The 22,442-nt window shown below is 72.7% G+C and carries 20 protein-coding genes; 8 read left to right on the top strand and 12 right to left on the bottom strand.

The window, feature by feature from the left end; genetic code table 11:
* Window positions 1-37: 37 nt before the first annotated feature.
* Genes pepN through K7640_RS02670 form a run of 4 tightly spaced genes read right to left on the bottom strand, consistent with a single transcriptional unit; the run spans window position 38 to window position 6,709 of the window.
* A complete protein-coding gene (gene pepN / locus K7640_RS02685) occupies window positions 38-2,494 on the bottom strand; it encodes an aminopeptidase N (protein ID WP_222953030.1) in 2,457 nt (818 codons plus the stop codon).
* Window positions 2,491-3,810, bottom strand: a complete 1,320-nt coding sequence (locus K7640_RS02680; RefSeq protein ID WP_222953029.1) for a TfuA-like protein — start codon at window positions 3,808-3,810, stop codon at window positions 2,491-2,493. The genes pepN and K7640_RS02680 overlap by 4 nt, the downstream gene beginning before the upstream one ends.
* Entirely contained in the window at window positions 3,807-5,015 is a 1,209-nt protein-coding gene (locus tag K7640_RS02675) for a YcaO-like family protein (protein ID WP_222953028.1), read from the bottom strand. The genes K7640_RS02680 and K7640_RS02675 overlap by 4 nt, the downstream gene beginning before the upstream one ends.
* Window positions 5,012-6,709 carry a long-chain fatty acid--CoA ligase gene (locus K7640_RS02670; protein ID WP_222953027.1) on the bottom strand — a complete coding sequence of 566 codons (1,698 nt, stop codon included), beginning with the start codon at window positions 6,707-6,709 and terminating at the stop codon, window positions 5,012-5,014. Before K7640_RS02670 ends, K7640_RS02675 begins: the two co-directional genes overlap by 4 nt.
* Window positions 6,710-6,901: 192 nt before the next feature.
* Between K7640_RS02670 and K7640_RS02665 the strand changes: the two genes are divergently transcribed.
* The 3 genes from K7640_RS02665 to K7640_RS02655 all read left to right on the top strand — a co-directional run bounded on the left by K7640_RS02665 (window position 6,902) and on the right by K7640_RS02655 (window position 10,612).
* Window positions 6,902-8,425 carry an MFS transporter gene (locus tag K7640_RS02665; RefSeq protein WP_222953026.1) on the top strand — a complete coding sequence of 508 codons (1,524 nt, stop codon included), beginning with the start codon at window positions 6,902-6,904 and terminating at the stop codon, window positions 8,423-8,425.
* Window positions 8,426-8,583: 158 nt separating this feature from the next.
* Window positions 8,584-10,167, top strand: a complete 1,584-nt coding sequence (locus K7640_RS02660; RefSeq protein WP_222953025.1) for an MFS transporter — start codon at window positions 8,584-8,586, stop codon at window positions 10,165-10,167.
* A gap of 166 nt (window positions 10,168-10,333) precedes the next feature.
* Window positions 10,334-10,612 (top strand): hypothetical protein, encoded by a 279-nt coding sequence (locus K7640_RS02655; protein ID WP_308042423.1) that lies wholly within the window; start codon window positions 10,334-10,336, stop codon window positions 10,610-10,612.
* Window positions 10,613-10,732: 120 nt separating this feature from the next.
* On the opposite strand, the gene K7640_RS02650 is transcribed toward K7640_RS02655, so the two are convergent.
* Together K7640_RS02650 and K7640_RS02645 are read right to left on the bottom strand one after the other, a co-directional pair.
* A complete protein-coding gene (locus K7640_RS02650; protein WP_222953024.1) occupies window positions 10,733-10,906 on the bottom strand; it encodes a hypothetical protein in 174 nt (57 codons plus the stop codon).
* Entirely contained in the window at window positions 10,903-11,121 is a 219-nt protein-coding gene (locus K7640_RS02645) for a flavin reductase (protein WP_222953023.1), read from the bottom strand. The genes K7640_RS02650 and K7640_RS02645 overlap by 4 nt, the downstream gene beginning before the upstream one ends.
* Before the next feature lie 105 nt (window positions 11,122-11,226).
* On the opposite strand from K7640_RS02645, the gene K7640_RS02640 reads away from it, so the two are divergent.
* Complete coding sequence (locus tag K7640_RS02640; protein ID WP_067313483.1) at window positions 11,227-11,466, top strand: GntR family transcriptional regulator; 240 nt, start codon at window positions 11,227-11,229, stop codon at window positions 11,464-11,466.
* Between the two features lie 57 nt (window positions 11,467-11,523).
* Here the strand turns inward: K7640_RS02640 and K7640_RS02635 are convergent, their stop codons facing one another.
* On the bottom strand, window positions 11,524-12,387 hold the full coding sequence (locus tag K7640_RS02635) for an aminoglycoside phosphotransferase family protein (protein ID WP_255607760.1): 864 nt from the start codon (window positions 12,385-12,387) through the stop codon (window positions 11,524-11,526).
* Between the two features lie 41 nt (window positions 12,388-12,428).
* On the bottom strand, window positions 12,429-13,202 hold the full coding sequence (locus K7640_RS02630) for an SAM-dependent methyltransferase (protein WP_222953021.1): 774 nt from the start codon (window positions 13,200-13,202) through the stop codon (window positions 12,429-12,431).
* Between the two features lie 191 nt (window positions 13,203-13,393).
* On the opposite strand from K7640_RS02630, the gene K7640_RS02625 reads away from it, so the two are divergent.
* The 4 genes from K7640_RS02625 (at window position 13,394) to K7640_RS02610 (ending at window position 17,639) form a co-directional block, all read left to right on the top strand.
* A complete protein-coding gene (locus K7640_RS02625) occupies window positions 13,394-14,188 on the top strand; it encodes a hypothetical protein (protein WP_222953020.1) in 795 nt (264 codons plus the stop codon).
* Between the two features lie 74 nt (window positions 14,189-14,262).
* On the top strand, window positions 14,263-15,609 hold the full coding sequence (locus tag K7640_RS02620; protein ID WP_222953019.1) for a nucleotide disphospho-sugar-binding domain-containing protein: 1,347 nt from the start codon (window positions 14,263-14,265) through the stop codon (window positions 15,607-15,609).
* A gap of 96 nt (window positions 15,610-15,705) precedes the next feature.
* On the top strand, window positions 15,706-17,010 hold the full coding sequence (gene rfbH, locus K7640_RS02615) for a lipopolysaccharide biosynthesis protein RfbH (RefSeq protein ID WP_222953018.1): 1,305 nt from the start codon (window positions 15,706-15,708) through the stop codon (window positions 17,008-17,010).
* A gap of 104 nt (window positions 17,011-17,114) precedes the next feature.
* On the top strand, window positions 17,115-17,639 hold the full coding sequence (locus K7640_RS02610) for a pyridoxamine 5'-phosphate oxidase family protein (protein WP_222953017.1): 525 nt from the start codon (window positions 17,115-17,117) through the stop codon (window positions 17,637-17,639).
* 3 nt (window positions 17,640-17,642) lie between these two features.
* Here the strand turns inward: K7640_RS02610 and K7640_RS02605 are convergent, their stop codons facing one another.
* The 4 genes from K7640_RS02605 to rfbB all read right to left on the bottom strand — a co-directional run bounded on the left by K7640_RS02605 (window position 17,643) and on the right by rfbB (window position 22,400).
* Window positions 17,643-18,371: a DUF899 domain-containing protein gene (locus K7640_RS02605; RefSeq protein WP_222953135.1), complete on the bottom strand. Its 729-nt coding sequence runs from the start codon at window positions 18,369-18,371 to the stop codon at window positions 17,643-17,645.
* An 82-nt stretch (window positions 18,372-18,453) separates the two neighbouring features.
* Window positions 18,454-19,701 carry a class I SAM-dependent methyltransferase gene (locus K7640_RS02600; protein ID WP_222953016.1) on the bottom strand — a complete coding sequence of 416 codons (1,248 nt, stop codon included), beginning with the start codon at window positions 19,699-19,701 and terminating at the stop codon, window positions 18,454-18,456.
* Window positions 19,702-20,031: 330 nt separating this feature from the next.
* Entirely contained in the window at window positions 20,032-21,324 is a 1,293-nt protein-coding gene (locus K7640_RS02595; protein WP_222953015.1) for a nucleotide disphospho-sugar-binding domain-containing protein, read from the bottom strand.
* 53 nt (window positions 21,325-21,377) lie between these two features.
* Complete coding sequence (rfbB, locus tag K7640_RS02590; RefSeq protein ID WP_222953014.1) at window positions 21,378-22,400, bottom strand: dTDP-glucose 4,6-dehydratase; 1,023 nt, start codon at window positions 22,398-22,400, stop codon at window positions 21,378-21,380.
* Window positions 22,401-22,442 lie beyond the last annotated feature (42 nt).

Raw genomic sequence — 22,442 nt, 5'->3', positions numbered from 1 at the left:
CCCCTTCGGGCCTACCGTGCTCGCAGCACCATGGTTCTCAAGCGGCGGTGTCGGCGCATCTCGTGGATTGCCGCGAGCGCAGCATCCGGCGCAGTTCGTCGGCGCGTTCCCGCACCGACCGGCGCACCACCGGGGCGGCCCCGGCGGCGGCCGTCTCGGCCCGCGCCGGGAAGTCGGCGCCCCCGGCGAAGACCGGGAACAACCGCTGGGAGTAGGCCATCGCCGGGATCATCCCGGCCCGGCCCAACTCGGGCAGCAGCCGCAGGTACGCCTCGGCGTGCCCGGCCAGCAGCGCGTCCTGGCCGGGGCGCCAGAACGCCGTGGTGACCGCGGTGAGCGAGCCGACCGGCACCGCCCGGTCGACCGCCAGCGTCCGCCAGACGGCCGCCTTGTCCTCCGGGTCGGGGGCCGCCGCGCGCACCGCGAGGGCCCGGAACCGGGCGTCCGGGTCGGGGTCGCGGGCGAGCAGGTCCCGCACCTCGGTCGCGGTGTCGCCGCCCAGCTCGGCCCGCCGTTGCAGGGCCCGCCAGTGCAGGTCGACGTCGTCGCCGGCGACGTCGCGCAGCCGGTCGACCGCGGCCAGGTCGCCCGCGGCGCGGGCCAGGGCGCGCAGCGCCACCACCCGGCGGCCGGGGTCCTCGGCCAGCCGGGCGCAGGTCGCGGCGACCGCCGCCAGCAGCCGGTCGCGCCGGTCGTCACCGGCCCACAGCTCGGCGGCGTTGCCGGCCAGCCGCAGGTAGGGCTCGATCACCGCGTCCGACGTCTCGACGGCGAGCACCGACGTCAGGCAGCGCACCGCGTCGTCCGCCGTGGCCTCCCCGGTGGTCAGCATGTCCCAGACGGTGGCCACCACGACACCGCGCGACACCGCGGTGGGCAGGGCGGCGGCCGAGGCGACCAGCTCCTCGACGCCGCCGGCCGGGCGGGTGACCGCGAAGGTCAGGTCCTCGTCGTTGACCAGGTACAGGTCGGCGCCGGCCGGCAGGTCGACCGGGGTGTACGGGCCCCGCACGTCCACCTCGGCCAGCCCGGTGCGGGTCAGCCCACCGGCCGTCCGGGCGTACGCGCCGACGGCGAGCACCTGCGGGCGCGGCGGGCCGTGCGGACCGCGCCCGGCGAGCACCAGGCCCTGGTCGCCGGACTCCAGGGTCAGCCGGTCGGTGCCGGCCGTGTCGAGCCAGCCGGCCCGCCACCCGTCCAGGTCCCGTCCGGACGTCTCGGCCAGCGCGTCGATCAGGTCCTGCAGCGTGGTGTTGCCCCAGGCGTGCCGGGCGAAGTAGCGCCGCATCCCGGCGACGAAGTTCTCCTCCCCGACATAGGTGACGAGCTGCCGCAGCACCGCGGCGCCCTTGGGGTAGGTGATGGCGTCGAAGATGGCCGCCGCCTCGGCGACGTCGGGCACCGGCTGCCGGATCGGGTGCGAGACGGGGCTCTGGTCGGCGAGGTACGCGCGCAGCTTGTCCCCGGCCAGCAGGCCGGCCCAGGCCTCGGTGTAGCGGGTGGCCGCGGTCGCCGCCCAGTAGCAGGCGAACTCGGCGAACGCCTCGTTCAGCCAGAGGTCGTCCCACCAGCGCATGGTCACGATGTTGCCGAACCACATGTGCGCCATCTCGTGCAGCAGCACGGTGGCCAGCCGCTCGCGCTCGGCCGGGGTCGGTGGGGAGCGGCGCAGCCACGCGTCCGACCAGGTGACGCAGCCGTAGTTCTCCATCGCGCCGCCGAACTCGGGCATGAACACCTGGTCGTAACTGGCCTGCGGGAACGGCATGCCGAAGGCCGCACCGAAGTGGGCCAGGCCCTGCGCGGTCACCGTGAAGATCTCGTCGGCGTCGCGCTCCAGCACCCCGGCCAGCGAGCGGCGGGCGAAGATGCCGAGGTCGTAACCGCCGGCCGCGCGGCGGATCTGGTGCAGCGGCCCGGCGTTCACCACCGTGTTGTACGGCGACAGCCGGGGCGTGGCCGGGAAGGTCCAGCGCCGCGCGTCGCCGAGCGGCTCCACCCGGGGGCCACCGCTGTTGCTGGTGACCGTCCAGGCGACCGGCGCGGTGACGGTGAACGCGTGCGTCGCCTTGAGGTCGGGCTGGTCGAAGCAGGCCCACACCTGGTGCGCCGCGTCCGGTTCGAAGCTGGTCCACACGTAGACCTCGCCGTCGACCGGATCGACGGCCCGGTGCACCCCGGCGCCGTCGGTGGTCCGCGACTGGACCGTCTCGACCCGCAGCTCGTTGTCCGCGGCGAGCCGGGGCAGCGGGATCCGCCCGTGCGCGGCCGGCGGCAGCGGCTCGCCGTTCAGGGTGGCGGCCACCACCACGGCGGCGCAGTCCACGAAGCTGGCCGCGCCCGGCTCCGCGCAGCGGAACGTCATGGTGGACACGCAGCGCAGCGGACCGTCGCCGGGCAGGGCGGTGAGGTCGACGGCGATGTCGTAGTGCCGCACCGACAGCAGGGCGGCCCGCCGGGCCGCCTCCACCTGGGTGAGACCGCGCGGGCTCATCGGGCCGCGTCAGCCGGCCGCGGCGCGTTCAGCGCCACGACGGCCCGGGCGGCCATGAAGTACGGTCGCGCCTGCTCCCGGAACTCGCCGAGCGAGCGGAACCCCCGGTCGAGCACGGCGGTGGGCAGGTGGTCGGTGCGCCACAGCGCGGCGAAGACGTCGTCGATCTGCTGGGTGGGCACGTCGCCGGGGTGGAACTTCGGGTTCACCCACATGGCCCGCTCGGTCAGCCCCAGCAGCCGGGTGCTCTGCCGGATCAGCTCCGGCAGGTCGGCGGCCAGTTCGGGCGGGAGCTCCTCGTAGACGAGCCGGCCCGAGCGGCGCCGGAACGTGCGCACCAGCACCCGGACGGCGCGCTCCTTCTCGTCGAGGGTGTCCCGCTCACCGGGGGCCAGGATCCGGCGGCGGACCAGCTCGTCGGGGGAGAGGCCGTCCAGCCAGGCCGGCGGGAGGTCGGCGAAGCCGATCTCCGGATACTCGGGCCGGAGGTTGTCGAACACGTGCGCGGTGTGCCGGTCCGGGAAGTCGGGCAGGAACAGCTGCGCGTACGCCAGCACCTGGCGCTCGGTCGGCCCGGCGGGGTCCGCGGTGGCCGGGGTGTGCTGCAACCGCCACTCCCGGCGGTAGGAGGTGAGCGGGACCGCCACCTCGCCGGCCGGTGGTGCCGGCGCGGCGCCGGCGAGCAGGTCACGCACGGCCGCCTCGGCGTCGATCCGCTTGATGTCGCCGAGCCGGTCGCCGCGCAGTTCGTCGACGACGAGCCGCACCGGCGCGGCCAACCCGCGTTCGTCGGCCGCGGCGAGCAGGGCCGCGTTGGTGCGGGTGCTGAAGTGCACGTCGCGGGCGAGGTCGACGACGTCGGCGGCGGCGGTCGCGTCGAGCCGGCCGGCCGCGACCAGCCGGTCGGTGACGCTGAGCACGCTCACCAGCGCGTGGGTGAACGCCCGGAAGTCGATGTCGGCGTCGCCGTGGGTGAGCGCCACGTCGGCGTCGGAGACGACCCGGCCGTCCTGGTACCAGCCGTAGACGGTGCCCAGCCCGACCATGCCGTGCCCGTGCAGCTCGCAGGCGCGCAGGGCGCCGAGGCTCGCCGTGCCGTAGACGGGCACCCCGGCCGCGTACAGCTCAAGGATCTCCTTGTGCCGGATCGGCGCGGTGTGCTGGTAGACGCCGTCGACGATGAGCACGGCGTCCGCGCCGGTGAGGCGGAGGCGGTAGAGGTCGCCGTGGGCGATCGGCGGGTGCGCACACACCCCGTCGAGGGCGAGCATCGGTGAGCGGGACAGCGAGGGTCCGGCGAAGACGTGGATGGTCATGACTGCTCCGTCTCGGTGGGATCGGGGCGTCGCGGCAGCTCCTCGTTGGCCTCGTGGTGCCCCTCGGGCAGGCCGGGCGCGACCACCTTGCAGACATGGAACGGCTCGCCCGGTGGGGTCAGGTCCACCCGCAGCACCGCCCGCCCGGTCAGGGCGCTCACCTGCCGGGTCAGCAGGGCGACGAGCTGTTCGCTGGGCAGGCCGACGTCCAGCAGCGGGGCGCCGACGTCGGCCCAGGTGTGGTTCGGCTCGACGACCGGCGGCGGGGCGGCGTACCGGACGCCCCGGTAGGAGACGCTGCCGATGTCCTCCCGGGTGCCGCTGATCACCGACATCCGGCTCTGGATCGCCTCGGTCAGGGCCCGTTGCAGGGCGACCTCGGGCAGCAGGTGGCTGCCCGCCCCCGCGTACAGGCTCGGCATGTCCGACCGCCAGAGGAAGACGGCGAAGGCCGGCGCGCCCGGCACGGTCGAGCAGTCCACCACCTCCACCCAGAAGCCGGCGGCGAGCAGCCGCTCGATGAGATCCCGGCTCCAGCAGTCCGGCAGGGTGCCCAGCTCGACCACCTTCCGCTGCCGGATGGGGGTGTGCGCCATGCCCGCCGTCGAGAACCGCTCGATCACTTCGAGCAGCGCGTGGATGGTGGCCTCGGGCAGGGTGTTTCCGCTGGCCAGGCCGTTGGAGGAGCAGAACTGGGTGGGCGGGCGCCAGGTGCCGTCGCAGACCCCGTCCATGGCCACCGAGCGGAGCGGGACGAAGGTCCGCGTCCCGTCGCCGAGCGCGGTCGCCGGGACCCAGCGCAGCGGGAAGAGGTCGGAGATGACGGCGCGCTCGGTGGGGGTCACCTCCGTCGTCGTGTACGGCAGGTCGAGCTCGGCGGCGGTCGCGACGAAGGCGTCGGGAGTGGTGAAGTACCGCTCGCAGATGCCCAGCTCGATGGCCTCCATCACCGCCGAGATCCGGGCGAGCAGGTCGGTGGCGCCCTTGCCCTGGCTCACTCCCACGGTGGTGGCGAGCGGTCGCACCGCCATGTAGACCGGCATGCCGATGGTGTCCAGGCCGGTGAGCTCGGCGACCCGGGTGATCCCGTGGTCACGCATCCGGGGCCGGATGAGTTCCCAGGTCTGTTCGGGAGTGCGGTCGCGCAGCAGGCCGGGCGGTACGTCGGCGCCGGTGGGGGGCGCGACGGGGCTGGTGGTCGTCACGGCTGGCTCCGAATCACTCGAATGGCGGCGGTGGCCCGCTCGGGTGCGCGGTCCGCGTACAGGGCGTCGATCTCGGCGGCGTACTTCGCCGCGATGGGCTGGCGCTTGAGCTTCATCGTCGAGGTCAGCTCGTCACCGCCCGGGTCCCAGAAGGTCGGCAGCACGGTGAGCTTCTTGATCTGTTCGATCCGGGACAGCCGCCGGTTGCCCGCGGCCACGCTGGCCTCGATCTCGGCCAGCACCCCTTCGTCCCGGGCCAGGGCGGCCGGGTCGGTCTCGACGCCGGCCCGAGCGGCGTACGCCGCGGCCGCGTCCCGGTCGAGGGTCACCAGCGCCACGTTGTACGGCCGGTCGTCGCCGAAGGCCAGCACCGGCCCGATCAGCGGCGAGCCGGCGGTGATGGCGTGTTCGATGTTGCTCGGCGACATGTTCTTCCCGCCGGAGTTGACGATCAGCTCCTTCTTCCGGCCGATGATGGTGAAGGTGCCGTCGGCGTCGACCGTGGCGAGGTCGCCGGTGCGCAGCCACCCGTCCGGGTCGACCGCCGCCGCGGTCCCCGCCGGGTCCTTGCGGTAGCCCCGCATCAGCCACGGCATGCGGACCAGCAGCTCGCCGTCGGCGGCGATGCGCGCCTCGGCGCCGGGGGCGACCCTGCCGATGGTGCCGATCTCGGACTCGGCGGGCGACGCGGCCGTGCCGAGGCCGCACTCCGTCATGCCCCAACCCACGACGAGCGGCAGCCCGAGCCGCTGCCAGAACGCGTAGACGTGCCGGGGGATCGCCGCGGTGCCGGTGAGCGCCCACTTCAGGCGGTCGAACCCGAGCCGGGCGCGGATCGACTCCAGGACCGCCGGGTCGCCGGCGTCGAACGCCGCCGCCGTCCGTTCGTCGGCCCGTACCTGCCGCTCGACGGCGGCCTTGAGCTTCTCCCAGGTGCGAGGCACGGCCGCGAAGGTGGTCGGGTGCAGCGCGGCGATCACGTCCGCCAGCTGGGCGGGGTCGGCCAGGCAGGTGACCTGCCCACCCCGGACGATGGGATAGTAGTGCCGGTAGAAGCGGTCCCCGGAGTGGCTGGACGGAAGGTAGGAGATCGCCGTGTCACCGGCCTCCATCGGCCAGACGGTGGCGACCGAGTCGATCAGCCGCAGCCAGCCGCGATGGGTGTGCTCGACCCCCTTGGGCGGCCCGGTGGTGCCCGAGGTGTAGATCAGGCACAGCAGGTCGTCGGGTTCCACCGCCCGCCACGCGGCCTCGAAGTCGAAGCCCGGCGCCGGCGCGAGGCGCGCCAGGTCGCCGTCCTCGACGACCAGCAGGTGCGCCAGCGGCGCCCCGGCAGCCGTGATCCGGTCGACGAACTGCCGTTCGCAGACCACGATCCGGCAGTCGGCGTGGGTGAGCAGGTAGTGGATCTGCTCGGGGGAGCTGGTGGGATAGATGGAGTAGGTGGCCGCGCCGAGGTGGGAGGCCGCGACCTCGGTCAGGTTGAACTCGGGGCGGTTGGTCAGCATCGCCGCGAACGTGTCGCCCCGCCGCAGCCCGAGTGCGGCCAGCCCGCCCGCGATCCGGCGCACCTCGTCGCCGTACTGCCGCCAGGTGAGCCGGACGCTGTCGTCCGGGGTGCGCAGCGCGACGTCGTCCGGGTGCGCCGCAACGGTCCGCTGGAACGCCTCGGGAAAGGTCCTGGGTCGCGACATCACGCGGTCTCCTGGAGCTGTCATCGACAGGTGGTCACGGCGATATGTTCGCAACGATCCGGCACCGAGGCATCTTGTCGATTGCGCCACCGTGCTCCGCAATCAGGAAGACAAAAGCGGATCGGTCTCTCGGTAGCGTCCCGGGATAAACGCAGACGAATTCGAGCCCGACTCAGCACCCTCGGAGGCACGGTGACACCACTCGACTCGAACCGGCGCTGGCTGGCACTGGCACTGCTGGCCACCACACAGTTCGTCCTCATCCTGGACACCGCGATCGTCATCGTCGCCATTCCGTCGATGGAGACGGACCTCGGGTTCACCCTCGACCAGCTGCCCTGGGTGGCGAACGCGTACATCCTCGCCTTCGGTGGCCTGCTGCTGCTCGGTGGCCGCATGGGCGACATCGTCGGCCGCCGCCGCATGTTCATCGGCGGCCTGATCCTGTTCGCGCTGGGGTCGCTGATCGGCGCGCTCGCCACCGCGCCACTGTGGCTGATCATCGCCCGGGCGGTGCAGGGAATCGGCGCCGCCGCGGTCTCCCCGGCGGCGCTCGCCCTGGTGATGACCCTGTTCACCAAACCGGAGGAGCGCAACAAGGCGCTGGGTGTCTGGGGCTCGGTGGCCGCCGCCGGCGCCGCCGCCGGCTACATCGTCGGTGGCGTGCTCACCCAGGCGTTCGGGTGGCAGGCGGTGTTCTGGGTAAACGTCCCGATCGTCCTGGCGGTCGTGCTGTTCGCGCCGCGGCTGCTCCCCGAGGCGCGAGACGGCGGGCACGGGTCCTTCGACCTCGCCGGCGCCGTCACCCTCACCGGCGGCATCACCCTGGCCGTGTACGCCCTGATCAACGCGGAACGCAGCGGCTGGACCTCCGCGGCGACGCTCGGCCAGTTCGCCGTGGCCGCGGCGCTGCTCGTCGCCTTCGTGGTGATCGAGACGCGCAGCAGCGAACCGCTGATCTCGCTCGGCATCTTCCGGATCGCCTCGCTGCGCAACGGCAACGCACTCACCCTGCTCATGCAGGGCGCCATGGTGCCGATGTTCTTCTTCCTCACCCTCTACCTGCAACACGTACTGGACTTCTCGCCGATGCAGGCCGGGTTGGGCCAGATGCCGGCGGCGCTGTGCTTCGCGCTGCTCGGCACCCAGGTCTCCAAGGTGGTCAGCCGGATCGGCTACCGCATCCCGGCCGCCGTCGGCGGTCTCGTCTCCGGTGCCGGCATGCTCTGGCTGGCCCAGGTCGACGTGAACGGCGCCTACCTCACCGACGTGCTCGCGCCGCTGACCATCGCCGCGGCGGGCGCCACCTTCGCCGTCATCGCGCTGATGATCGCCGCCACCGCGGAGGCGCCGCTGCACAGCGCCGGCCTGGCCTCGGGGCTGGTCAACGTCACCCAGCAGATCGGTGGCGCGCTGGGGCTGGCCGTGGTCGGCACGCTCGCGGCGGCGGCCAGCGCACGGGCGACCGACCGGGGCGGCGACGCCGCCGCGGCGCTCACCGACGGGGTGGGCCTGGCCCTCACCGTGGGCGCCTGCTTCGCCCTGGCGACCGGCGTGCTCTCCGCCGTGCTGCTGGGCAAGTCCCGGGGTGCCGCCGCAGCCGCCGAGGACGACGCGGCGCCGGCTTCGGCCTCGGCGGACACTGCGCCGGTCCAGGACGCGGCACCGGCGGAGCGTCCGGCGGACGCCGACGCGGAGCCCGCCAACGGGCGGTAGCTCCGGTGCGCAAGTCCGGCACTCAGCGGCTGGCCCGGGCGGGCCGGCCGCTGAGCCGTGCGCAGCTCCACCCGGGAGTGTCTCGTTAGGGACCTGGCCGGTCGAGAACAGGCCCGTCGGGGGTGCGGTGCCGCCCCGCCAACCTCGGAAGGGATGCCATGACCACGACAAGCACACCCCGCGCCGGACGTCGGGAGTGGATCGGGCTGGCCGTCCTGGCGCTGCCGACGCTGCTGCTGGCGCTGGATTTGAGCGTGCTGTACCTGGCGCTGCCGCACCTCGCCGCGGACCTGGAACCGGACAGCACCCAACTGCTCTGGATCATGGACATCTACGGCTTCATGATCGCCGGGTTCCTGATCACGATGGGCACCCTGGGCGATCGGATCGGGCGGCGCCGGCTGCTGCTGATCGGCGCCGCCGCGTTCGGCCTCGCCTCCGTCGCCGCCGCCTGGTCCACCTCCCCGGAGATGCTGATCGCCACCCGGGCGCTGCTCGGCGTCGCCGGGGCCACCCTGATGCCGTCCACGCTCTCGCTGATCCGCACCATGTTCGCCGACGCCCGGCAGCGCAGCATGGCGATCGCCGTCTGGATGACCTGCTTCATGGTGGGTACGGCGATCGGGCCGGTGGTCGGCGGACTGCTGCTGGAGCTGTTCTGGTGGGGCGCGGTGTTCCTGCTCGGCGTGCCGGTGATGGCGGTGCTGCTGATCGCCGGGCCGCTGCTGCTGCCGGAGTACCGCGCCGAACGGGCCGCCCGGCTGGACCCGCTCAGCGTGCTGCTCTCGCTCGCCACGATCCTGCCGATCGTGTACGGCCTCAAGCACGTCACCGCGCACGGCTTGGGCCTGCCGGTGCTCCTCGCCGCGCTGGTCGGCCTCGCCGCCGGCACGCTGTTCGTACGTCGCCAGCGGCGGCTCGCCGACCCGCTGGTGGACCTGCGGCTGTTCCGGGCCCGCGAGTTCAGCGCCGTCCTGGGAGTGCTGCTGTTCGCCTCCATGACGGTCGGCGGGATCATGCTGTTCGCGACGCAGTACCTGCAACTCGTCGAGGAACGCTCCCCGCTGCGGGCCGGGTTGTGGCTGCTGCCGCACACCGGCGCGATGATCGTCGGCTCGATGCTGGCGCCGGTGCTCGCCCAGAAGATCCGGCCCGGCCTGGTGGTTGGCGCCGGGCTGGGCATCTCCGCCGTCGGCTACGTACTGCTCACCCAGGTCCACGCCGACGGCGGCCTCGCGCTCGCGGTCACCGGCCTGGTCATCACCTGGTTCGGCTTCGCCCCCGCGATGGTGCTCGGCACCGACCTGGTGGTCGGAGCCGCGCCGGCGGAGCGGGCCGGCTCGGCGTCGGCGCTGTCGGAGACCAGCACCGAGCTGAGCGTGGCACTCGGCATCGCGGTGCTGGGCAGCGTCGGCACGGCGGTCTACCGCGGCCGGATGGACGGCGTCGACCTCCCGGCGGAGGCGACGGAACCGGCCCGCGACTCGCTGCTGGGCGCGGTGGACGCGGCCGCGCGACTGCCCGCCGACGTGGCCGCCTCGGTGCTGGCCCCGGCCCGGGACGCGTTCATGGCCGGGTTCGGCGCCGCCGCCTGGGTGGCCGCCGGGATCGTCGCGGTGCTGGGCGTGGTGGCCGCGCTGCTGCTGCGCGACGTACGTCCCACCGGCGCGGCGGAGGCCGCCGATGCGGCGGACGCCGCCGCCGAGACCGACGAGCGCGCCCCGCAGGCCGCGAGGGGCTGACCGCCGGCGCGGCGCGCCGTACGCGATGCCGCGGCGCCGCCGCCCGACGCGATGCCGCAGGATGCGGCAGATCGGCCCCATCGTCTGCGCGGATAGGGCCGGATGCCGCATCCTGGCGGCCGACCGTCCCGCACGGTCGACGCCGAGCGGATGGGAGGGTGGACGCGTGGGACTGGATAAGGAGATCGCAGCGCAACTCGCCGAGGCACGCCTGGTGGAATGGCGGCGCGACAGCTACGAGGAGTGGCGCGAGATGCTCGACGACAAGGACATGCGCCTGGTCGTGGGCGAGGACGGCAAGCGGCACACCGTGGTCAGCTACGCCATCGACGACGGCGACGATCGGGTCCGCATGGTGGTGGCCGTGGATGACGGGGGCTGGTCTGCTTTCGCGCCGCTGGTGCGCGTCGAGATCATGAGGCCGGATGGCACGTTCGTCGAGTGACCTCTTCTGTGTGGACTCTCGGCAAGGCGGTCGGTTCCGGCGTGATGCGTGGTCAGACGGCCTGCCGAGGCGCTTCTCGGCCTGGCACGGTTGCTGCACTTCGCTGCTGTACTGCTGGCATCAGATGAGGCGCTGGATGCGGACCTTGGGGCGCTCGTTCCTGAGGTGGCCTTCCTTGTGCTGCCGGACCTGCTCGTTCCAGATTTCCTGGTCGTAGTCGGGGTCGGGTGGGATCCACTTGTGGGAGCCGTCGCTGTAGTGGTATTTCTCGTCGCCGCGTCGCAGGATGCTCATCGGGTCCAGCCGAGGAAGCGGTGGTGTAGGTGGCCGGCGGGGACGTGGGCGAGGTCCCGGGTGGCGTCGACGAGTTGGGCGGCCAGGTAGAGGGCCAGTGACACGGGGGCGTGGTGGTACTCGGCTCGTAGCTCGCGCCGCCGGGTGGGGCAGGGCCACTGCCCCGCGCAGCCGCCGCAGGTCCAGGCCGGTGTGACCGGGTGGTGCGTGGTCATCGTGAGCCGTCCTGGCTGGGCCAGTGGCCGCGGTTGATCGGGATGCGGTGACGGCTTCGGCACGGCAGGGTGGCGCCGCACCGGCAAACCGTAGGTGGTCTACTCGTGTTGCCAACCGAGGGGAACACCGTGCCACCGCGTTACCGCTACGAGCAGATCGCCGACGACCTCGCCGAACGCATCGCGACCGGCGAGTTCCCGCCGGGCTCCAAGCTGCCCAGTCGACGGGAGCTGATCGAGCACTACGGCGTCACGGAGCCCGTGATCGACCGCGCCATGCAGGTGTTGCGGATCAAGGGGATGACCGAGACTCTGCCAGGCGTGGGCGTCTTCGTCGCCGAATAGCGGGGTCCCTACCTAACCAACAAATGAGGTAGCCCTACGGTGAACCACCCCGAGCGGCTAATCCAGCACCGCACGGAAGGTGCGCTCGCCGATGCCGCGCATCAGCGGGTTGTCCGCCGAGTGCGTCAGGAAGACCAGGGACAGGGCAAGCGCCCACCCACGCGACCGCTCCCAGGTCGCGTCGTCCGCGCGACCATACGTCTGGCGAAGCGCAGCACGCTGCTCCGCCGTGAACAGCATCCAGGCCACGGACAGGTCGGTGGCGGGATCGCCCGAGGTGATGTCACCGAAGTCGATCACGGCGCTGATCCGGCCGCGGTCGACCAGGATGTTGGCCGGGTGCAGATCCCCGTGCAGCCACAGCGGCGGACCGTCCCAAGCAGGTGAGGCGGCGGCCGCCTCCCAGATCCGCAGTGCGGCGGCACGGTCAGCCGGATCGACGTGTGCCAGCCCGGTCAGGACTCCCTCGGCCCGCCCGGCCAGGTGAATCCCCCGGAACGGGTTGACCGGCGCCTCCGAAGGAGCTGGGGCATGCAGCGCGCCCAAGAAGCCACCGAGCGTCGCCGCGGCCGAACAGAGATCGTGGGGCGTCGACCGCGCCGCGATCCGGCCCGGGAAAAACGGCACGACACTCCATGACCACGGGTACTCGGTCGTCGGCCGCCCGACACGCACCGGCGCTGGCACCGGCAACGGCAGGCGGCCGGCCAACTCCGGCAACCACCGCTGCTCATGCGCGACGAGTTCGGCGGCCTGGCCGCGCCGCGGCAACCGGACCAGGAACTCCTCACCAAGCCGACACACAAGGTTGTCCCAGCCGTTGGCCAGGACCTCGACCGGCAGATCCGCCAGATCGGGGTGCTGCTGATCGAGCAGACGGCGCACCAGTTCGACAGAGACCGGAATCTCCGCTGCGGGCATTCGGTGAGCTGGCACAGCGAGAACCCTACGACCGGGTGGAATCAGCGGCGACCGACAGCGCCGTAGAACATCAGCTTCGGGTCGTCGGGCTTGCTGGCGTCCGGGCGCCACTCCGCGACGTTCACCAGCCCCGGCTCGACCAGCGTCAGCCCCGCGAGCTGGGCGGCGACCCGCTCCCGCCGGCGCAGATACAGCGGCGTCACGCCCGAGCGGTAGACGTCCATCGCGTCGGACGCGGCGTCGGCCGGGATGCCGTCGGCGGTCGCGTGGGTGAGGGCCAGGTAGCTGCCGCCGGGCAGCGCGTCCCGGTACCGGCCGACCACCCCGGCGGGATCCTCGGCGTCCGGGATGAAGTGCACCACCGCGATCATCAGGATCGCCAGTGGACGGTCCAGGTCGACCAGTTCCCGCAGCCGCGGGTGCGCCAGCAACTCCTCCGGCCGGCGTACGTCGCCCTCGATGGCCACCGCGTTCGGTTCGCGGGCGAGCAGCGCGCCCGCGTGCGCGACGACCTCCGGATCGAAGTCCACATAGACCACCCGGGCGGCCGGGTCCACGCCGTGCGCGATCTCGTGCACGTTGCCCTGGGTCGGCAGGCCGGCGCCGATGTCGATGAACTGCCGGATGCCCGCCTCGGCGGCGAGGAACCGCACCGCCCTCCCCAGGAAGGCCCGGTTCTGGCGGATGCCCGCCACCACGTCCGGCACCGCGGCGATGACCTGGTCGGCGGCCTCCCGGTCCACGTCGAGGTTCTCGGTTCCACCGAGGTAGTAGTCGTACATCCGGGCGATGGTCGGGGTGCGCTCTGTCGTCATGTCGCTCACCTCCGGTCGTCGTCCCGCGCCACCACGCGGAACGCGGACGCGGCTGATGCCGAAGTCTATCGACGGGCGTCGGTCGCCCGATTCTTCCTGAGTGCGCAGTGTCGTCCGATGAGCGCAGTCGCCCTTCCGGCGCCGGACGCGGCGGACTTAGCCTGAAACGCCGACGACACCGAGGAGTTTCGATGGACGGGATGCCGGTGCACATCTGGGTGGTCAGCATCGTCGCGATCGGCGTGGTCGTCGTCGGCGTGTGCGCGAACCTCTATCGGGGAGCGGACGCCGCCGGCGCCGGCCGTGCGGGGGCGCTGCGCCTCGCGGCGGTCGCCGGGGCGGCGTACACCGGTTGGTGGGTGCTGGTCCTGGTGCTCGGCGGGCGCGAGGTGTTCCTGTCCCGGCCGGGCGCCGTGCCGTGGGTGGTCCCGGCCATGCTCGGCTGGATCGTGGTGTGTCTGCTCTTCGCCCGGCGGCCGGCGGTGGTGGCGGCGCTCGCCCACCCCCGGGCCGCGGTGTGGCTGACCGCCGTGCAGGTGGCCCGCGGGCTGGCCGGGCTGGCGTTCCTGCTGGCCCTGGCGGCGGACCGGCTGCCCCCGGTGTTCGCGATCCCGGCGGGGCTGGGCGACCTGGCGGTGGGCGTGGCCGCGCCGCTGGTCGCCTGGCGGCTGGCCCATGACCCACGGCGGCGGACGACGGCGGTGTGGTTCCACCGGCTGGGCCTGGCCGACATCCTGGTGACGGTGCCGCTCGGCGCGCTCGCCGCGCCGGCGGTCAAGCTGTTCGGCGACGACACCACCGTGGCCATGGGACTCCTGCCGCTGGTGACGCTCGCGCTGGCCGGCGCGCCCACCATGTTCGCGCTGCACCTCGTCGCGCTGCGCCGGCTGCGCCCCGCCCCGGCTTCCGGGCTGGTGCCCGAGGCCGACGGCCGCGCGCCCGCCGGCGGTATGCGCAATCCGTCCGGCGGTGTGCGCAATCCGTGAGGTGCGCCCCCGGTGCCGGCCGGTCAACGATTTCCATGAGACGAAATCGGACTTTCTCGGCGAGGAGGCAACAGATGCGCGTCGTGTTCACCGTGTGGCCCGCGCCGGCACACCTGTATCCGGTCGTGCCGCTCGCCTGGGCGCTGCAGAACGCCGGACACGAGGTGTGCGTCGCGTCGCACCCGGTCCTCACCGAAGCGATCGTGGCGGCGGGACTGGCCCCGGTGGCGGTGGGTGATCCCGCGGTGCCGCCGATGGGGCCCGGTAAGCCCTACCCCGCCGAGCGGGCGCGGCTGGACGAGCTGACCCGCCAGCTCGCGCTGGATCCGGCGCAGCGGGACCCGTGGGACATCTTCTACCAGTTCATGCTGCCCGCCATCTGGGACTTCCACCCGGCCGGGGCGTCGCCCGAGCAGCCGCGGCCCGGCGTGGACGACCTCGTCGACTTCGCCCGGCACTGGCAACCCGACCTGGTCCTCTGGGACCCGTGCTGGCCGGGCGCGGCGGTGGCGGCGCGCGCCGCCGGGGCCGCGCAGGCCCGGCTGCTGTGGGGCCAGGACTACTTCACCTGGAGCCTGGACGAGTTCGCCGCCCGGCAGGCCGGCGCCGGAGCGGCGCTGGGCGAGCACCCGCTGGTCGAGGCGGTCGCCCCGGTGGCGCAGCGGCACCGGGTGACGCTCGACGACGAGCTGCTGCGCGGCCAGTGGACCGTCAACCCGACGCCCGCCGGGGTGTGGCTGCCCACCCCGCACACCCGCACCGTCGCGGTGCGCTGGGTGCCGTTCGCGGCGCAGGCCCCCGCGCCGGCCTGGCTGTACGAGAACCCGGGCCGCCCACGGGTCGCGGTGTCGCTCGGCCTGTCCCAGCGCACCTACATGCGCGGCGGCTGGGGGCACGTGCCAAGCCTGCTGGACGCGGTCGCCGACCTGGACGTCGAGGTGGTCGCCACGCTCAACGCCGCGCAGCTCGAAGACGTGGGCCGGGTGCCGGACAACGTCCGCCTGGTCGACTACCTGCCGCTGAGCCAGCTGCTGCCCACCTCCGTCGCCCTGGTGCACCACGGCGGGATGGGCACCTACGCCACCGCCGCGGCGCTGGGTGTGCCGCAGCTCATCACCGACTCGGACGTGGACCAGGGGCTCGCCGTGGTCGGCGACAACGAGGGTTCGGTGGCGGCCAAGCACATCGAGTCGACGGCGACCGCCCAGCACGTGGTGCGACGCGGCGCCGGCCTGCGGCTGGACATCGGGCACCCGTCGGCCGAGGCGATGCGCAAGCAGCTCGTGCGGGTGTTGGAGGACCCGTCGTTCGCCGACGGCGCCGCCGCGCTGCACGAGGACATCCTGGCCACGCCGAGCCCGGCGGAGATCGTCGGCGCCCTGGAACGGTTGACCGCCCGCCGCCGGGGCGACGCGGGCTGATCGACGTGCTCCCGCCCGGAGCGGGACGCGTGGTGGACGGCGTGGCCGCGGCGGCCGCAGAGCGACGATGCCGCGACGAGGGAATGGAGTGCGGGGATGACTGACCAGAAGGCGTTGCTGCTGGACGAGGTCCGCAAGTACCACGAGAACACCGGCACCGATCCGGCGTTCGTACCGGGCGAGAGCGAGATCTGGCCGACCGGGGCGGTCCTCGACGTGGAGGATCGGGTGGCGCTGGTGGAGGCGGCGCTGGACATGCGCATCGCCGCGGGGCCCAGCGCCCGGTCCTTCGAGTCGAAGATCGCCAAGCGGCTCGGGGTGCGCAAGGCGCACCTGACCAACTCGGGCTCCTCGGCCAACCTGCTCGCGGTCACCGCGCTGACCTCGCCGCAGCTCGGCGAGCGCCGGCTGCGCCGGGGCGACGAGGTGGTCACGGTGGCCGCGTCGTTCCCCACCACGGTGAACCCGATCCTGCAGAACGGCCTGGTGCCGGTCTTCGTGGACGTGGAGCTGGGCACGTACAACCCGACCGTCGAGCGGGTGGCCGCGGCGATCGGGCCGCGTACCCGGGCGATCATCCTCGCGCACACCGTGGGCAACCCGTTCCCGGTGGCGGAGATCGCGGCGCTGGCCAAGGAGCGGGGACTGTTCCTCATCGAGGACAACTGCGACGCCCTGGGATCGACGTACCAGGGCCGGCCGACGGGCACCTTCGGCGACCTCGCCACGATCAGCTTCTACCCGGCGCACCACATCACCATGGGGGAGGGCGGCTGCGTGCTGACCTCCAACCTGACGCTCGGCCGGATCGTCGAGTCGCTGCGCGACTGGGGCCGCGACTGCTGGTGCCTGCCCGGGGAGAGCAACACCTGCCTCAAGCGTTTCGAGTGGACGATGGGCACGCTGCCGCCGGGCTACGACCACAAGTACGTCTACTCGCACCTCGGCTACAACCTCAAGTCGACCGACATGCACGCCGCGCTGGGCCTGACCCAGCTCGCCAAGCTGGACGACTTCTGCGCGGCCCGGCGGCGCAACTGGCGCCGGCTGCGCGCCGGCCTGGCCGGGGTGCCGCACCTGATCCTGCCGGCGGCCACGCCGGACAGCGAGCCGAGCTGGTACGGCTTCATCCTCACGGTCGACCCGGCCGCGCCGTTCACCTCCGGGGAGCTGGTGGAGTTCCTGGAGGACCGGAAGATCGGCACCCGGCGGCTGTTCGCCGGCAACCTGACCCGGCATCCGGCGTACGCGGACCAGCCGTACCGGGTGGTCGGTGAGCTGACCAACAGCGACATCATCGTCGAGCAGACATTCCACGTCGGGGTGTACCCCGGACTCACCGAGGAGATGATGGACTACGTGGCCGCCTCGGTCCGCGAGTTCGTCGAGGCCCGGGGCTGACCGGGCCGGCCGTCCGTCCACCCTCGCCACTTGGGCGGCCCGCACGCCGGGCATGACTGACCGTATTGCCCTAGAGTCGGGGTGTAACCAGTCGTATGGAGGGAATGAGCGAGATGACAGTCGCGAAGCCGGTGGACGCCCGGACGATCAGCGAGGACGATGCCGCACCCACGTCGTGGAAGCAGGGCGGTGAGCGGCTGGCCGGCGGCAGCACCTACTGGCTCGCGACGGTCCGCCCGGACGGGCGGCCGCACCTGGTGCCCGTGCTCGCCGTCTGGGTCGACGGCGTGCTGCACTTCAGCGCGGGAGGTCAGACCCGCAAGGCCCGCAACATCGCCGAACGCCCGCAGGTGTCGATCGCGACCGAGGGCGACGGCATGGACGTGGTGGTGGAGGGCGAGGCCGTCCTGGTCCGCGACACCGGCCGGCTGGAGGGCGTCGCCCGGGCCTACGCCGACAAGTACGGCTGGGAGGTGAAGGTGCAGGACGGTGCCTTCCAGTCCGCGGGCGGGGCGCCCACGGCCGGCGATCCGCCCTACGACGTGTACGAGGTGATCCCGGCGAAGGCGTTCTCCCTGAGCACGTCGCAGTCGCCCACCTCCACCCGCTGGGTCTTCGACAAGCGCTGAACCTCAGTATTCGTCGTGCCGGCGCCACCAGCCGCCGGCGGGCGAGTCGGCGCGGCCGGCCGGCTCCTCCCAGAACTCCTGCCGGCCCAACGCGGTCAGGTCGAGGTAGTTGGAGGTGCCGGTGAGCAGGTCGGTGCCGCGGGCGTACGCCGAGTAGGTGTGGAAGACGTCCTCGCCGTCGCGCAGGAACACGCTCACCCCGGGCGCCTCACCCGAGACGCCGAAGCCGAGCCGCAGCAGCTCCGCCTTGTCCCGGAAGTTGTATTCCACCGGGGCCACCGACTCGTCCAGCGTGACGTGGAAGTCGTGGTTGAAGTCGCTGCCGTGCGACGAGTACCAGGGCACCGTCCAGCCCATCCGCTCCTGGTAGGCCAGCAGCTTGGCCAGCGGCGCGCGCGACACCAGCACCAGGGAGGTGTCGCGCGCGTGCAGGTGCGCCAGATGCCCGATGTTGTCGGTCACCCGGGAGCAGCCCGGGCAGCCGGCGTCCCAGCTCGGATCGAACATGAAGTGATAGGTGATCAGCTGGCGGCGCCCGTCGAACAGGTCGAGCAGGCTCGCCGGGCCGGCCGCCCCCGCGAACTCGTACGTCTTGTCGACGCGGACCATCGGCAGCCGGCGCCGTTCGGCGTTCAACGCGTCGCGGGCCCGGGTGAAGTCCTTCTCCATGGCGAGCAGCCGTTCGCGGGCGGCCCGCCATTCGTCGCGCGAGACGATGTCCGGCAGGTTCATCGGGCGTACCTCCTCGATCAGCTCCGTCAACGGCTCAACGAGACCGGCGACCGTGCGGTGCACGGTCGCCGGCGACGTCGGGTCACTCCACGAAGCTGAGCTCCGGCATCGGGAAGACCAGCCGGCCACCGCCGGCCACGAAGTCGCGCTCCCGCTCGACGAAGCCGTCCCGGTGGATCCACGGCAGCACCAGGAGCTGGTCGGGGCGGCGGGCCTTCGCCGCTTCCTGCGAGACGATCGGGATGCCCGTGCCGGGGGTGAAGGTGCCGTGCTTCTCCGGGTTCATCTCCCCGATGCAGGGCAGGTCCTCCTCGGTGAGCCCGCAATATTGCAGAATCACGTTCCCCTTGGTCGACGCGCCGTAGCCCAGGGTCAGCTTGCCCTCCTTGCGCGAGGTGGCCAGGAAGTCCCGGAGCTGGTCGCGGTAGCGCTCCACCCGGTCGGCGAACTCCCGGTACGGGGCCATCGTGTCGAGCCGGAGCTCGGACTCGCGCGCCCGGATGCGGGCCAGCCCCGCCTCGTCCACCTCATACGGCGCGGACCGCTTGGCCAGGATCACGTTGAGGCTGCCGCCCCAGACCGGCAGGATCTCGGCCTTGACCACGACCAGGCCGGCCCGCTCGGCCATCCACTCGATCTGCCGCAGGCTGTAGTACTCGAGGTGCTCGTGGCAGATGATGTCGTAGCCGGTGGTCTCCAGCATCGACGGCAGGTAGCTCTGCTCGATCATCCAGATGCCGTCGTCGGCGAGGATGTCGTGGACGTCCTGCATGAAGGTCGTCGGGCTGTCCAGGTCGTAGAACATCGCCAGCGAGGTGACCACCTTCGCCTTGCGCGTCCCGTACCGGTCGGCGAAGGCCTGCCGGGAGAACAGCTCGGGGATCAGCTGCGCGTGCCGCGGGTAGAACTCGAGGAACTTCTCCCCGCTGGGGTCGATGCCGACCAGCTCGGGGGCCTCCGGGCCGTCGGCGGGGTAGGCGTTGAGCAGGGTGGCGTCGTTGCTGCCGATGTCCACCACCAGATCGCCCGAGCGCACGCCGGTCAGCTTGCGGAGCAGGTCGACCTTGCCGCCGAGGTGGTCGATCATGAACTTGGCGATCCCGGAGCGGTAGCCGTAGCCGGTGCCGTACATCAGCGCCGGGTCGGTGGTGTGCCGCAGCTGCACCAGGCCGCAGCCGGCCGGCTCGGCGCACTTGACCAGTTCGAGGGGAACCGCGGGGACCACCTCGTCGCGGCTGCGCGGGAATGTCGAGGTGATCGCCTGCGAACCCAGGTCCAGCACCGACGGCAGCTCCTTGTTGCCGCAGATGCGGCACTCCGTGATCTCCATTGCTCCTCCTGATGGGCGTGGGTAGGGTCGGAACCTGGCCGGCGCCGCGCGAACGGCGTCGACGACGCGACAGCGGACGTCGGCCAGCGAGTCTCGAACCCCGGATCAGCGGTCCGCCGCCGGAGCGCCACCGTGCTGGCACCACCATGGTTCTGAACTGGGCACAGCCGCCGCATCTCTTGGATTGCCGCAGCTCGGGGGCCGTGCGTCCGGCATCGTGAGGGACCGCCAGCGCCGCCGCGCCACGCGCGACGGCGGCCGACCCGTGGCCCATCCGGCACCGCCCGACGGCCCAGCCGGGACGCTGGGCCGTCGGTTCCGTCGAGCGGATCAGCGGGTCCGGTGCTGCGCGGCGAGGCGCTCGACCACCGGGACCAGGTCGGCGGGGCTGGGCATGGCGAGCAGGTCCTCGTAGATGCGTTTCGCGCCCTGCTGGAAGGACGGCTCGCCCAGGACGAGGGCGAGCTGCTTGCGCATGGTGTCCGGCGAGCTCTCGATGTCGAGGGTGAGCCCGGCGCCGCGGGCGGCGACGTACGCGGCGGTGGCGGTGGCCACCGGGTACTTCATCGGGACCGGCGCGACCAGGTCGGTGACGAGCTGGGGGACCTGGTAGTTCGCCGCGGCGGCGAAGGTGCCGGTGCCGCCGTGGTGGATCAGCGCCGCGCAGCTGGGCAACAGCTGGTTGAGCGGCAGGTAGTCGACCGCCCGGACGTTGGCGGGCAACTCGTCGAGGTCGGCCAGCTGCACCGCGTTGAGGGTGGCCACCACCTCGATGTCCAGGTCGGCCACGGCCTCCATGATGCTGGGCATGTAATCCCAGCCGCCCTCGATGAACTCGCGCTGGGACAGGCCCAGCGAGAGGGCCACCCGGGGGCGCTGGGGCGGTTCGTACAGCCACTCCGGCACGACGGTCTGGGTGGGGGTGAACACGCACCGCACCGGCACCCGGCGGGTCGTGGTGGGCAGGCCGGCGCCGGTCGGCAGCAGGTCGAGCGACCACTGGCCGACGAGCAGCTCGGTGTCGACCGGCACGCCGTACCGCTCGGCGATCGGCCGGACCGCCTCGGCCAGCGGGTGGTCGTCGATGGTCAGGCTCGGGTGTTCGGCGTAGCGGTCGAGGGTCCAGGCGAAGTAGTCCTGGCAGTACAGCAGCCGGGCGTGCGCCGCGCCGCAGGCTGCCGCCGCCACCGCGGCGGCGGGCCAGCAGGGGTCCCAGACCACCAGGTCGGGCTGCCACTGGCGGGTGAAGGCCACCAGGTCGTCGACCCCGGGTCGGGACTCCTGCGGCGTCGCGCCGGGCGGCGCGAAGTCCCACACCCCCGGCAGGAGGTAGTGGCGGAAGATCTCCCACGGGTCGCTCTGCGTCGGGTCCAGGGCCAGCGTCTCGGTGGCGCGCTCCAGCTTCGCCCACTCGGCCTCCGGGTATTCCTTGCCCGGCCCGGTGGCCGGCGCCGCCTCGTCGCCCAGTGCCACCGCGGACAGCCCCTGGGTGGTGATGGCCGCCGTCATCGCGTGATGGGACCCGATCCGCACCTCGTGTCCCGCGCTCTGCAACGCCCAGGCGAGCGGGATCACCGGATACAGGTGCGCCGGTCCGGGCCAGACGACGAACAGGACTCGCATGGTAGGGCCTCCCTCAACGGTTTGTGCTTACGGCGCGGCGCCGCTCCCGGGCGTCACCGCTTTCCCTGCGGCACCGCCAGACGGGCGGCGGTCGAGCCGGCGGCCCGCTCGCGCAGCGGCTCCCACCAGTCGCGGTTCTCCCGGTACCAGCGGATCGTCTCGGCCAGCCCCTCGTCGAAGGGGATCTGCGGCTCGTAGCCGAGCTCCTTGTGGGCCTTGGTGATGTCCAGCGAGTATCGGCGGTCGTGCCCCGGACGGTCGGGCACCCGCTCGACCCGGTCCCAGCCGGCGTCGAAGGCGGCCAGCAGCCGCTCGGTGAGCTCGATGTTGCTGAGCTCGGTGCCGCCGCCGATGTGGTAGATCTCGCCCGGGCTGCCCGCCGTGATCGCGAGCTGGATGCCCCGACAGTGGTCGGACACGTGCAGCCAGTCCCGCCGGTTCTCGCCGTCGCCGTACAGCGGCAGCGGCGTGCCCTCCATCAGGCTGGTCACGAAGAGCGGAATGATCTTCTCCGGGAACTGGTAGGGCCCGTAGTTGTTGGTGCACCGGGTGACCACCACGTCCAGCCCGTGGGTGCGGTGGAAGCTGAGCGCCATCAGGTCCGAGCCGGCCTTCGCCGCGGCGTACGGCATGTTGGGGTCCACCGGGCAGTCCTCGTCCCAGGAGCCCTCCGGGATGGAGCCGTACACCTCGTCGGAGGAGACGCACAGGAACCGCCCGACGCCGTGCCGGACCGCCGCCTCGAGCAGGGTCACCGTGCCCAGCACGTTGCTGTGCGCGAACTCCCGGGCGCTCTGGATCGAACGGTCCACGTGCGTCTCCGCGGCGAGGTGCACGATGAGGTCGTGCCCGGCGACGACCTCGTCCACCAGGTCGGGGTCGGCGATGTCGCCGTGCACGAACCGGTATCTCGGGTTGTCGGCGACCGGCGCCAGGTTGGCCAGGTTGCCGGAGTAGGTGAGCTTGTCCAGCACGGTGACCTGTGCGCCCTCGGACCCCGGCAGTTCGTCGCGCAGCGTCGCCCGCGCGAACTCCGAGCCGATGAACCCAGCGCCACCGGTGACGAGGATCCTCATGTCCAACTCCTGCCCGTTCCGATTTGTTCGGCCGCCGCCCGC

Origin of the sequence: Micromonospora sp. PLK6-60 (assembly GCF_019890675.1) — a bacterium.
Classification (GTDB): Bacteria; Actinomycetota; Actinomycetes; order Mycobacteriales; family Micromonosporaceae; genus Micromonospora.
The sequence above is the reverse complement of the archived record's forward strand: the minus strand, read 5'-3'. Positions and strand labels throughout refer to the sequence as shown.

What these genes read in the sequence shown, in the direction of transcription:
- pepN (WP_222953030.1), bottom strand. Translation starts at nt 2,494, where the DNA reads ATGAGCCCGCGCGGTCTCACCCAGGTGGAGGCGGCCCGGCGGGCCGCC.
- K7640_RS02680 (WP_222953029.1), bottom strand. Translation starts at nt 3,810, where the DNA reads ATGACCATCCACGTCTTCGCCGGACCCTCGCTGTCCCGCTCACCGATG.
- K7640_RS02670 (WP_222953027.1), bottom strand. Translation starts at nt 6,709, where the DNA reads ATGTCGCGACCCAGGACCTTTCCCGAGGCGTTCCAGCGGACCGTTGCG.
- K7640_RS02660 (WP_222953025.1), top strand. Translation starts at nt 8,584, where the DNA reads ATGACCACGACAAGCACACCCCGCGCCGGACGTCGGGAGTGGATCGGG.
- K7640_RS02650 (WP_222953024.1), bottom strand. Translation starts at nt 10,906, where the DNA reads ATGAGCATCCTGCGACGCGGCGACGAGAAATACCACTACAGCGACGGC.
- K7640_RS02645 (WP_222953023.1), bottom strand. Translation starts at nt 11,121, where the DNA reads ATGACCACGCACCACCCGGTCACACCGGCCTGGACCTGCGGCGGCTGC.
- K7640_RS02635 (WP_255607760.1), bottom strand. Translation starts at nt 12,387, where the DNA reads ATGCCCGCAGCGGAGATTCCGGTCTCTGTCGAACTGGTGCGCCGTCTG.
- K7640_RS02630 (WP_222953021.1), bottom strand. Translation starts at nt 13,202, where the DNA reads ATGACGACAGAGCGCACCCCGACCATCGCCCGGATGTACGACTACTAC.
- K7640_RS02625 (WP_222953020.1), top strand. Translation starts at nt 13,394, where the DNA reads ATGGACGGGATGCCGGTGCACATCTGGGTGGTCAGCATCGTCGCGATC.
- K7640_RS02620 (WP_222953019.1), top strand. Translation starts at nt 14,263, where the DNA reads ATGCGCGTCGTGTTCACCGTGTGGCCCGCGCCGGCACACCTGTATCCG.
- rfbH (WP_222953018.1), top strand. Translation starts at nt 15,706, where the DNA reads ATGACTGACCAGAAGGCGTTGCTGCTGGACGAGGTCCGCAAGTACCAC.
- K7640_RS02610 (WP_222953017.1), top strand. Translation starts at nt 17,115, where the DNA reads ATGAGCGAGATGACAGTCGCGAAGCCGGTGGACGCCCGGACGATCAGC.
- K7640_RS02605 (WP_222953135.1), bottom strand. Translation starts at nt 18,371, where the DNA reads ATGAACCTGCCGGACATCGTCTCGCGCGACGAATGGCGGGCCGCCCGC.
- K7640_RS02600 (WP_222953016.1), bottom strand. Translation starts at nt 19,701, where the DNA reads ATGGAGATCACGGAGTGCCGCATCTGCGGCAACAAGGAGCTGCCGTCG.
- K7640_RS02595 (WP_222953015.1), bottom strand. Translation starts at nt 21,324, where the DNA reads ATGCGAGTCCTGTTCGTCGTCTGGCCCGGACCGGCGCACCTGTATCCG.
- rfbB (WP_222953014.1), bottom strand. Translation starts at nt 22,400, where the DNA reads ATGAGGATCCTCGTCACCGGTGGCGCTGGGTTCATCGGCTCGGAGTTC.